The sequence below is a fragment of the Gelidibacter sp. genome (assembly GCF_035577925.1).
GTDB lineage: Bacteria > Bacteroidota > Bacteroidia > Flavobacteriales > Flavobacteriaceae > Gelidibacter.
This window is the reverse complement of record NZ_DATJCY010000324.1, coordinates 1-11,876: the sequence shown is the minus strand read 5'-3', so window position 1 is coordinate 11,876 and position 11,876 is coordinate 1. Positions and strand designations below refer to the sequence as shown.

Sequence of the window (11,876 nt, the reverse complement as noted above, 5' to 3'; positions counted from 1 at the left end):
GAAAAATTTCCTTTAATACTGCGCCATCCAGGTTCCAATATTCTGCAACCTTTCACTGAAAAATCATATTGCAATGTCTCAAGATTCACATCTGTAATCTCTTTAATACAAGGTTCAGAAATAGCTTCGAGCAAACGAAGTGCAATCATTTCGTAAATAGCACTTTCCTTGATCGATAACGCTGAAGGTGTTTTCTCGGTAATTAACAGACCATGATGATCCGTAACCCGAAGGTCATTTACGATACGTTTGTTAAACTGCCCCCATTTTACTTTAGTTATGGCTTGCTTACAGGTTTCCTTATCTTGTAATGCTCTTACGAGATTGGGGATATCACACCATACATCTTCTGGAATGTATCTACTTCCTGTACGCGGATAAGTAATAAATTTTTTTTCATATAGACTTTGGGCGATGTTTAAGGTTTCCTCGGCCGAAAAGTTCAGTTTTTTATTGGCTTCCTTTTGCAGACCGGTCAAATTGAAAAGTAAAGGTGATTGCTCCGTCACTTTTTTACTATCCACTGCTGTAACATATACAGAATTTCCATTTCTTTGGATAGATTTTATGGTATCCCCTACCCGATTTTTATCATCCCACTTTTTTGCGGAGAGACTTTTAAAGTCTATAAATTCCTTACGGTGTGACAACTGGATCTGCCAGTATTTTTGAGCGGTAAAATTTTTGTTTTCCAGATGTCGTTTACATATTAAAGCCAATGTAGGTGTCTGGACCCGTCCAAGTGAATAGACGCCATCTCCTATCGAAATGCTCAGTGCCTGCGATGCATTGATCCCTACCAACCAATCTGCCCGGCTTCTTCCTTGTGCGGCCTGATATAAACCTTCAAAATCACTGCCCGACTTTAGATTATCAAAGCCCTGTTTAATAGCTTTTTCTGTCAATGAACGTATCCAAAGCCGTTCAAAAGGTTTCTTACATTTGAGATATTCATAAATATAGCGGAATATAAGTTCACCTTCACGTCCGGCATCCGTGGCTACAATAATGCTCTTGGACTGATTAAAGATCTGATCAATTACTTTTAGTTGTTTTAGTGCTCCTGGATCAGCGATATAGTCTTTGTCTTTTTTAACTTTACGAACGGTCAATAAAAAAGGAATGGGAATTATTGGTAATGACGCTTTGTCAAATCCCGAAATCCCATAATCTTCGGGCATTGCCAGTCCGACCAAGTGACCAAAAGCCCACGTAACAAAATAGCCATTACCTTTTAAGTAACCTTCTTTTTTTTCGGAGGCTCCCAATAGGATGGCTATTTCACGGGCGACACTTGGTTTTTCTGCGATAATTGCTTTCATAGGTGTCTATAATTTAATGATTACATTTTCCTGCCTTTGGATTTAGCTGGCTTTTCCAGGTCTTCCTTCTGTTTCTTGCTATCTGGATTTTCCTGTCCCGATTTCAAAGGCTCTTTGAGGTGCTTCGTAGCTTCATTAGTTTTTCCTTCTGAATTGACTGCGGTTTGTGTTTTATGCGCTGCGGTCGGTTTTGCCTGCGCTTTGATTTTACTTGGATTTTGGAAGGAGAAGTCGGTTTTATTCGTTTCCTTATTAAAAGTAATATAACCATTGTATTCTTTACCTTTTTTGTCTACTAATCCGCTCACATAAACCGTCTGTCCATCTTTGAATTTCTGCTGTTGCTCAGTATTAAGTTCCTTACCTCTAAAAACTTTTGGAGCCTCCTGTAGTTGGATTTGTAGATTGTTTTGTATTTGTTTATTCGTGTTGTTTCTATCAAATAAGAACTCTACAAATCGTTTGTCGGCATTGAACTGAACGTTCGCGTCAAATGGAGTTCCTTTCTTGGAAATCATGCCTTCAATAAATAGTGGCTTTCCTTCCATTAAGGCCTGCTTTTGGACGTCATCCAATTTCACGCCTTTGATTTCGTCAGGTATCTTGATCTTATCCACTCGAAGGGCAACCAGCTCATTCGTCAATCGATCCACACTGATAATGGAAGGAATGGTTTCACCCGTTTTAGGATTAGTGAGATTTACCATCCGTCCCATATTTCCAGATTGGACTATGTTGTCCCTGTCTTCCTTACTAAACTTATGTCCGAAAAACTCAAAATTCAGATTGGGCTCCCTGCGGATACCGTGAATGGCCACTACCACCTGTCCCACATCATTATGTTGCAGGGATAATCTTGCATCCATTCGGGTAATGGCTGTACCAAGGTTAAGGCTTACAGGTACCAATTCATTGGTCTTGTAACCTCGCAGTAACGGATCGAGCAAATTCATTTTTTCAAGCTTTTCCTTGTTGAGCCCAAGATTGTCCATGGTTTCCCAATCGATCTGTTCTACTTTGTAACGGTATTCGCCGGTTTCTGGTGTTGTTTGTGTTCTTTCCATGTTATTATGATTTTCTTGTTTTTGTTCTTGTTGCGGTTCTATTTTCACTTCATTTTGCTTCATCAACTGTTCGCCCTCCTGAGTAGGATTATCTAACTGCTCTTGCATTTTCTGCGCTGTATCAATAGCCAATGGTGAAGGAATTTTAAAAAAAGAGAACTTGGTAGGATTCTTTAATTGACTAAAAAAATTGGAAAAGAAATTGGAAAACAGATCGCCATTCCTATCCACGCGCATAAACTGGCTCTGGTTCTTCTCATTCGCATCCACGGTCTTCAGGTTACCGTTTTCGTCAATTCCTGTGACTGCTTGGATTTTCTTTTTCTCTTTATCGAGCACCAGCAAAATATCCGAAAACTGCTCCGGAAGCTGTTTTTGATCTTTAGGTTCTTCATTCATAGTTGTTTGCTTTAAGATTTTATTCTCCAAAAATATAGCCGCTTCTCTAGTTTTGATTGGATTGTCAGTCAATGGCGGCACTTGTCATTGAATGTCTTACGTCCTCTTAACCGGCTTAGAGACACTTTCACGTATAAATTGGTGTACATCCGATAGCTTATAATAGAGCTTACCGCTAATTGTGTAGTAGGGCAACTTTCCCGAAGATCGATAGCGTTGTAGTGAGCGGGGGCTCACTTTGAGCATTTGGAGCAGATCCTGATTGTCCATAAGCTCATCTCCGTCAATAACGTTATGACGATTTTTGGCATCGCCCAGTTCTTCACCGAGAATATCCAAACGGGTCATTATGTGTTCCATCCAACTGATAAATTCCATTCTGTCTATGTTCATCACATGTATTATTTAGTGATACTTACTTAGCACATTAGTTGAGTAAGTACAAGACAAAATTGGGCATCGGTAGCGGAGTTTTCTGCCAAGGTCTACCCATTGAATGGAAGAATTTTGGGCTGTTAACAAAAAACCATAAATCACTAAAAATCAGCATTTAACATAAAAACAAAGAAAATCATGGGATAGGGATACAGATATATTTGGTTAAATGCCCCTTGGCGGATATGGGCAAAGCATGAACTTTCTATTTCTCAACCTAAATAACCGACAGGAGGACTACAGATCTTTATCCATATATTGTTCAATTGCCATTTTTATCTGGTCCAAAAAAGCAGTCCTGTTTCCAGCACGGTCTTTCATCCGGTGAAAGGCATGGTGCACATCTCCCAATTGCACATTGAATAGTATCTGGAATACCCTGGCTATCTTCCTTATGCCAACCTTGCCGCCCGAAATTGCCTTCGACACATAAAGGGCATAAATTAACTCTATGAGAGCATTTTTGCTTTCCGTCCATAAAAAGTCCTGGTTCCCTTGGGTATCTGGATGAAATGAAGGTACAGAATCATCAGGGGTGATTTTTGCGAGCAGGTAATTATAGAGCAGTTCGTTGGCAATGATACGGGACACTTTATAATCATAATACGTAGAAAATTGTGTATCTATTTCAAAGATGAAGCTATTTAATCCTATATGTGGATTTATCTTGCCCAACAGAAAGAATTCACGATCATAATCCGTTCTACCAGTTCGATAATAGCGATAGAATTCGGAATTGTAGCTGTGCTCCTTATAATCCTGCTTTAGTTCCTGAAGTTCATCAGAAAAATAATTGAAATACATTTTGCCCACATTAACGGGACGTGAAGTCTCTATTCTAAACACCTTATTGTAATAGATAAGCTTTCCCAGTATTTGAGGCTTTATCGTTTTAAAAAATACGATTTCCTCGTTGTCATCCATAAAACCATTTTCCAGGACATGATTTTTCAGATCTGACAATAGATTTCTTAGAAAGACAATCATATGATAAGACTCTTCAATCACGTGCTTTGCCTCAAAGCTGATTTCCTCTTCCTCTTTCAATATACTCAAAAGAGCTTCCTCGTATATGGATCGTATCATATTGACAGTATTGAAACTAAACTAATGGCATCATTGAAATGCATTTAACATTCAACGCAAGTAAACAGGAACACTATCCTTTCGAAAATTTCCTGTTAGCGTCATTCGGCCTATTTTCAAAAACTTCGACTTAACATAACTAAAGCTTCAAATTTGAACGATAATCAGTCGGGGGCAGTCCAGTATGTTTTTTAAAAAATTTACCAAAAAAAGTGATATCACTGAAATAGAGTGCGTCTGCAATTTCCGAAATGCTCAATCGGTTTTCCCGCAGTAAAATCTTGGCCTCTACAACAAGGGTTTCATCAATACATTGTTTGGTCGTTTTTCCGATCACGTCTTTGACGGTTCGACTAAGATAGCCTGTCGTCACAAACAATGCATCTGCATAAAATGTTACCTGGTGCTCTTCTGGGCAGTGCTCCTCCAGAAGTTTTAGAAATCGTAGAATAAACTTTTCCTTTTTGGTGTGTCGAATTTTATTGCCACGTCTATCGTTATTGAAATAGGCACCAGCAATTTCATATAAAAGTAAATTGAAACTAAAAAGTACAATCTCCTTCTGAAATTGATGCTCTGAATCATTTTGCCTATAGTCTAAAAATCTCACCAGATCAATTATAAAAACCATTGCATTGCTCTTGAGAGAAATTTTCTGGGGAAATCGAGTAATAAAAAAACCGAAATATCCAATATGCAACTTCCTTACACTATTTTTAAAAGCAAACTCCGACGTGAAATGGACAATATATATCTGAGAATTTTTCGAAACTGTCAAAACCTTACAGAATGATTTCCTTGGAATTACAATGAGTTCATTCTCATTCAACTGTCTTTCGATGTCATTGATCCGAATGCTTATTGATCCAGATCCCACTAGTATTATATAGAAATAATTCGATGCGAACAGCCCCTTAGGAAAGGATGCTTTCGAACGATTTACAAAAATAATAACCTTTAGGTTTTCAACATGATTAGAATTTTCATTTGCCAAAACGTGAATTTTACGGCCCACAAACCCATCTCTTTTTATGGTTTAATCGACGTGTTTATCAAATAGCAACCTAGACATTAACCGAACTGAGATAAACAATACATTCATTATTCCGGTTACAAAAAAAAGGTACGCTAGAAATCTTGGATTACAACTTTTTATTTTTCCGTCTGGATGATAGCCAGTTATTTCATCATAGCCCAATAAAGCTATGATGAAATAAAGGCTGACCAGGTTTAGGATTATGAGAAGCACCGATAGGACAAGTACCAGCTTTTTTTCAATCATTACAACTCGGTACATTTTCAATAGGATAAAATGGTATTTGTACTAATTCCTGCTACCAATGCCATATGTACTGCCATTAGTGAACCATTTAATGCACCTTCAACCGTTACGGCAATATTTCCAACGGAAGTCTCCCAATCCTTGTCCTTTCGGCGTTTTTTATAACTGGCAGAATGTCTGACCAAGGCGGAAGTTGTGAGAATGACCCGTTTATCCTCGCTATTGAACTGCGTGCTGTCAATTACTGAAATTTCATAAGCTTCAATAAAATCGTTTATTTCTTTATGCCCTCCATCCATCAATGCCATTAGCGAACCAATAAAATCAGATAAGCTTGTTTTTGCTCCTTCTGACAGATGCGAATCTGAAATAATCTTGTCAAGACTGGCTTCTGGAGCATCACTTATAGCCGTAATACGCTCTAATAGGTCAGGCTTTAATTCTGGCCCATTCAATTCTATACTTCCAAAATCATAGATGAGGCGATTAATTTCATCATATATTTCCTCAATTGTTTCATGGTTGTGGCTCCCATCAAAATAAACTTCCAGGATATCGCCCTGCATTTTACCAATGGCGTCATAGTGGTTTTCACCATTTTCAGGGTTCAACATATTTGTTTTCAAAACATACCCATCGTCAAATGGATCAGCGTCGTATTTCTCTGTAGATTCATTGATACTACATGCGGTCAATAAAATTGGAATGGATATTGTGAAAATCCATAATGGTATAGTTTTCATGATTTAAACGTGTTAAAATGTTACTGATTATTTAATGTCAGTCCATTTTACCCGGGTCAGCAGAACTAAAGATTAGCACTTTGCCAAACTTTTTCGCTTTTGAATTCACCTCAAAACTATAACCTTAACTATTAGCAAACAAAGCAATACCTATGGGTTTCCGTGATTTGATATATGGTTTTCCATGAAATCCACATATTATTTTTAACAATTCCTTAGCCTTTTTTAATTGTTTCGACTACATTTGAAATACTCTTAATATTATGTTAAAACATATAGAGCTAGCGCACCTGTCACAAACATGAAGTCATTTCCAATTTTAAATGATCAACAAGTCCATTACATTTTTATGTTGCTTTTTAAGCCACTTTTTATGTGCGGAACCGGCATATATAATTCCTGATTCACTCAAGACAAAAGATTATGAATACCTGTTCGATAGAATTGAGGACCATCATGAAAATATTACGCTTCAATCCATCTACCTCGAAGCCTTTCTAAATAAAGCAAAATCGGAAGAGTACTGGGAAGAAATTGTCAATGGTTATAAAAATTACTTGCATTATTCATCGGGGGACCTAAAGTTGACATATGCGGACAGTATGATCTATACCGCGAATAAATCAAAAGACGAGTCTCTGATTGGTTCAGCATATCTTTCAAAAGGCATTGTGTACTATGGGCAGAAGAATCATATACAAGCACTGGACAATTATTTGATTGCAAATGGATACATTTCCAAAACAAGCGATGATTATCAAAAATATAAAGTACAATACAGTATTGCCCATATAAAATATTATCTTGGATTTTACGGTGAAGCGATTGCATTGTTCGAGGGCTGTTTAAAATATTTTAAGAACACAAATACGAGGGCTTATCTTAATACAATACATTCACTGGCACTTTGCCATAACAGGGTTGGAGATTTTGGCTTCAGCTCGGACATGAACCAATTGGGATTAACCGAAGGCAAGAAGCTTTCCAATAATACGATGGAGCATTATTTTACGCATCTTGAAGGAATCAATCACTACTTCAAAGGCAATTATGCAAGTTCAATTGAAAAAATTACCTATTCCTTACCTTTCATCGCTGACAATAAAGACTTTGCAAATTTGACCGTTGGAAATTTTTATATCGGCAAAAGCTATTGGGCACTCAACAAACCGGAAATAGCTATCACCTATTTTGAAAAAGTCGAAAAGACGTTTGATACCAAAGACTATATCCGTCCCGACCTTAGAGAAAACTTTGAGATGCTTATCAATTATTACAAGTCCAAAGATGACCCAAAAGCAAAACTTAAATATGTCTACAAACTCCTAAAAGCAGATAGCATCTTAAATACGAACTATAAATATTTGTCGGGAAAAATATATAAGGAATATGATACCATTGAGCTTCATAAGGAAAAAGAGACCATTCAAAAACTACTTGAAAAAAGAAGCAGAAATGACATTATTTTTATTTCGACAATAGTATTTTTATTCGTTGTGGTACTGTATATTATGTATAGATATTTAGAGAACAAAAAAAGATACAAGCTAAAATTTGGAGAACTTATGGCAAAGAATGGGAAATCTCAATCCGTGCGTCAAGCAAAGACAATCGGTAAATCCCATTTGGATATAAGTCCTGATGCCGTTGGATCAGTATTGAAACAGTTGGAGAAATTTGAAAAAGATAAAAAATTCTTAGAGAAAGATTGGACCTTGGTAAAATTATCAGCAGCATTTAATTCCAATACGAAATATCTATCAAAGATTGTTTACCATTACAGAGGGAAGAAATTTGTGGAATATATAAACGACCTAAAGATCGACCACATCATCGGACTATTGAAAAACGATAGGATTTTTAGGAACTATACCAATAAAGCATTGGGAGAAGAATCCGGCTTTAGCAGTACGCAGCGTTTTACCAATGCATTTATTTCACGAACGGGGATATCTCCTTCCTATTTTATTCAGGAACTTAATAAACAAGTGGACTGACGTTCTAAAGTAGAAACAAGGTTGTACTGATATCTGTACCACCAAAATAGTATTAGGTTACGATCAATAAGTAAACATAAAAAAATCAAGGTTTGCTCGGTATGTCAGCTACAACAACTATATATTTCAACCCGTTAAGCGAACGACACCAACACTCTGTATATAAAAATGGTGGTTTGCGTTTTGGTTATGACGTTTGTTTTTTGAAGACAACCTCAATAGTGGTTCCTTTTCCTATTTCAGATTTGATTTTCAATACACCATTGAGTTCAGTGGTTCTTTCTTCAAAAATCCTAAACCCTAAGCCATTTTTAATTTTTTGGAGATTAAAACCTTTGCCATTATCATGAATACGTATAAAAATGTTTTGTTCCTTTTTTAATAAAACCACAGAGCATTTAGAGGCTTTTGCATATTTGTTAATATTATTGAGGGCTTCTTGAATAATACGGTAGATATGCACTTTTTGTTTATCGGTTACTTTGGACCATTCAATAAATTTATCTATGGCAATATTAAATTTTGTGTGGCACTCATTTTTTTGCTCACTAATTAATCCTTCCAACAGCCTATTAAAATCCTGGTTCTCGGAAAAGAAATTGCTGTGCAAATCATGGGACACTTCACGTATATGTTTTTCGGCATTGTTCAATTCGGCCATTAACTGATCTTTTAACTCCTGATTAGTGCTATCAAGCAAGGATAGATTAAGTCGTATGGTAAATATCCTATTTACTATGCCATCATGTAATTCACGAGAGATACGGTTCCTTTCCTCTGAACGTGCTTCTTCTTCTGAGAGCTTTTCTTTTAAAAGAATCTCTTGAATTTTTTCCGTGGATAGCTGTTCCTTTTGCTTGTGTTTTAACTGCTGATTTATGAGTTTGTATTTATAAGCTATGACCGTAATAATGATAATCAATATAGCAACCATAAAAAGAAGTGCCAGTAATGTATTATGTTTGCTTAATTCTTTGTTGTGTAAAGAGATTTTTTCGGTTTCGTAGGAAATCCGCGCAAATTTATTTTTTGTAGTTCTTTCGATTTCTCTGATACTATCTTTTACGGTGATGTACCTCTCCGTATAATAATCTTTGTTGACTTTATCATTTTCTGATAAAAACTCTAAAGAACGCAAAATATCTAAATGACTTTTATTTTTTACAGAAAGCTTGTAGGCTTCAGTAATATTTTGAATGGCCTGGACGGTATCTTTCTTGCTCAGGTAATATTCACTTATGCGTATTTTACTCGCTATAACACCTTGTTCATGATTGATGCTATCCCTGATTCTCAAAGACAAAAAAAGTAAGGAATCTACTTGATGGGTGTTTCCTGACAGCATTTTGTTATGCGCATAATTATTTAATAGCATAGCGTGCAATTTGGGATTTTCTTTTAACACGTCAAAAGCAAGCCCTTTTATATAATGCTCTTTGGCTTTATCATGGTTGCCCATTCTATCAAAAAGATCTCCAATATTATTATAATAAGTTGCATAAGAATTGTCAAGTCTGTATTTTGGATAATTCTCTTTTTTGAGCTTATTTAATTGCTGTAATGCTAGGTTATAATATTTTAATGCATCGTCATACTCTTTAAGTTCATCTAAATTTAAAGCCATTTGTACAACGGATTCATAAAGAAGCTCAGAATGATTTACTTTAGAAAAAACATTTAAGGCTTTTACTGTTTCTGCTTCACTTTCAGTGTAAATACCCATACGGTACAGTGTTCCTGCTTTATACAATAGCATTCTGCCCCAGTTGAGGCTGTCTTTTTTTGAGGATCGGTAGAGTTTTTCAGATTGGGAATAATAATAAAAAGCACTGTCATAGCTTTCTTTAGCATCATGGAAATCGCCCTTGTACCACAGCGATTTTGCGATATCTAAAGTATCGTTTTTTTCTAAAGCCAATTCCTGAGCTTTATTGACCGTATTATAATATTTAGTCTCCAGATCAAGTTTTTCATATCGGGAAGCAACTTTGAACAAAGCATGTCTATTAGTAGGGTTATTATCTTGTGCGCTAAAATGTATGTATAGATTGTCTAATAGTTGTTCCTTTTGTGCATCATTAAATTCGGAGTCGTCATATCTCAAAAAATAATTGTTATCCTCCAATTTTTTTTGATTACAACCTATTATTAAAACTGACAGAACTATTAGAAATACTTTTATTTTCATTTTGATAAAGGGTCATCTTTTATCAAAAATAAAGATAAATCCGAGATCGCTTACACTCTCTCGGATTTTATCTGGGTTTTATTCTTTTTGTTTGTTTTTGTTGTCATCTTTATCTCCATTATCTAGAGAGAAGGACTCAGATTCAGGTATTACGATTTCTTGGGTTTGAATTTCGTTTAAATTCAGTGTTTCGTCGAGGTCATCAGCAGTACAGGAACTTACCGAAACAATAAGGCATAATGATGCCATAGCAGTACATAGCTTTTTCATAAAATTTAAAATTAATTAGGTTAAAAATTCTCAATGGAAAAGCTGGGAGTTAGCTGTTCCGAACCTGTTAAAATGAAACCCATGCTAAATGTGTTTTCCCTCATTTTACCAGATGTGTTTATGTAGAAGCTTCTATTATTTTAGGTTAATAACCAAGGCAAAGAAACAGGCAAAAAACGATATAAGAGATTGATTTTGAGTTTAAAAGGTAAGTTGTACTGGCGTGATGGTAAACACTAAGGTTTGAAGTGTGAAATGGTTGATTTGCAATTCTAAATTATGAAAACTCCAAAACTCTTTATTTTTTGCACTCAAAAGTTATAGCTCTAATCTCTTAATGATATCGTCTATTTGAGCTCTATATGAAGCCGAGAAGGGTAAAACTTCATTATAATTTAGATAGCATCGTGATTTGCTCAGATGGATCCGAGACACGTAATGGCTATTTACAATATAACTTTTGTGGATTCTCATAAAAAAGAACGGCAACTCCTGTTCAAAATGCTTAAGTGTTTTAAAAGCCGTAATCGTTTTTCCGTTTTGCAATTTAAAATCAACACTATTATTATCGGCCTTGAGATAGATAATGTCTTGCAAATCGACAAATCTATAATCGCTAAAAGACTTTATACAAATCTTATTGTCCGTTGCTTTAGGGATTCGCTTTTCGATTTTGAAAAGACATTTTCCTAACCGATGCCAATCAAGGGGTGTTAAAAGATAATCGGAAAAACCCGATTGTATAGCTTGGAAAGCAAATTGTGAAGTAGTTGATATGGCGACAAAATATGGCATTCGATCCATATACTGGTGTAATTCGTTGATAGTTTCAAAAGAAAATGCTGTATTATTAGTAAATGAATCTACATCCACAAAAACCAAATGCGGCTTAAATTTTATGAGTTTTTCAAAAGTTGCTGCCTCATTATCAAAATGGCCTGAGCATGAATAATATCGGAAATTTTCCATACATTGTAAAATAACTCCAGACTGCTGGCTGTTAGCTCCGATAATTATAAAAGAGTAATTCATACATCGTTAAAATCGGTGGGCAACTTAGGTATCTTTAGAATTATTCGGTTGCGTCTGA

General features: G+C 35.8%; 10 protein-coding genes. 1 reads left to right on the top strand and 9 read right to left on the bottom strand.

The genetic code is table 11. The annotated features are described in order from the left end of the window. The 6 genes from VNJ50_RS12720 to VNJ50_RS12695 all read right to left on the bottom strand — a co-directional run. Window positions 1–1,322: DNA topoisomerase (locus VNJ50_RS12720; protein WP_325582497.1), on the bottom strand; the 1,322-nt coding region annotated here is incomplete at its 3' end. A 20-nt stretch (window positions 1,323–1,342) separates the two neighbouring features. Beyond that, window positions 1,343–2,785 (bottom strand): DUF3945 domain-containing protein, encoded by a 1,443-nt coding sequence (locus VNJ50_RS12715; RefSeq protein ID WP_325582495.1) that lies wholly within the window; start codon window positions 2,783–2,785, stop codon window positions 1,343–1,345. A gap of 96 nt (window positions 2,786–2,881) precedes the next feature. Then, window positions 2,882–3,178, bottom strand: a complete 297-nt coding sequence (locus VNJ50_RS12710) for a helix-turn-helix domain-containing protein (protein WP_325582493.1) — start codon at window positions 3,176–3,178, stop codon at window positions 2,882–2,884. Between the two features lie 279 nt (window positions 3,179–3,457). Continuing rightward, window positions 3,458–4,303: an RteC domain-containing protein gene (locus VNJ50_RS12705; RefSeq protein WP_414652896.1), complete on the bottom strand. Its 846-nt coding sequence runs from the start codon at window positions 4,301–4,303 to the stop codon at window positions 3,458–3,460. A 142-nt stretch (window positions 4,304–4,445) separates the two neighbouring features. Further along, entirely contained in the window at window positions 4,446–4,937 is a 492-nt protein-coding gene (locus VNJ50_RS12700) for a helix-turn-helix domain-containing protein (RefSeq protein ID WP_325582489.1), read from the bottom strand. A gap of 668 nt (window positions 4,938–5,605) precedes the next feature. Next, window positions 5,606–6,331: a hypothetical protein gene (locus tag VNJ50_RS12695; RefSeq protein ID WP_325582487.1), complete on the bottom strand. Its 726-nt coding sequence runs from the start codon at window positions 6,329–6,331 to the stop codon at window positions 5,606–5,608. Window positions 6,332–6,654: 323 nt separating this feature from the next. Here VNJ50_RS12695 and VNJ50_RS12690 point away from each other — a divergent pair, with 323 nt between their 5' ends. Next, entirely contained in the window at window positions 6,655–8,328 is a 1,674-nt protein-coding gene (locus tag VNJ50_RS12690) for a helix-turn-helix domain-containing protein (protein ID WP_325582485.1), read from the top strand. Between the two features lie 187 nt (window positions 8,329–8,515). Here the strand turns inward: VNJ50_RS12690 and VNJ50_RS12685 are convergent, their stop codons facing one another. From VNJ50_RS12685 to VNJ50_RS12675, 3 genes are all read right to left on the bottom strand, one after another. Continuing rightward, window positions 8,516–10,453: a tetratricopeptide repeat-containing sensor histidine kinase gene (locus VNJ50_RS12685; protein WP_325582483.1), complete on the bottom strand. Its 1,938-nt coding sequence runs from the start codon at window positions 10,451–10,453 to the stop codon at window positions 8,516–8,518. Between the two features lie 141 nt (window positions 10,454–10,594). Beyond that, window positions 10,595–10,786 carry a hypothetical protein gene (locus tag VNJ50_RS12680; RefSeq protein ID WP_325582482.1) on the bottom strand — a complete coding sequence of 64 codons (192 nt, stop codon included), beginning with the start codon at window positions 10,784–10,786 and terminating at the stop codon, window positions 10,595–10,597. Window positions 10,787–11,104: 318 nt separating this feature from the next. Then, entirely contained in the window at window positions 11,105–11,755 is a 651-nt protein-coding gene (locus VNJ50_RS12675) for a LytTR family DNA-binding domain-containing protein (RefSeq protein WP_325582481.1), read from the bottom strand. Window positions 11,756–11,876: the final 121 nt, after the last annotated feature.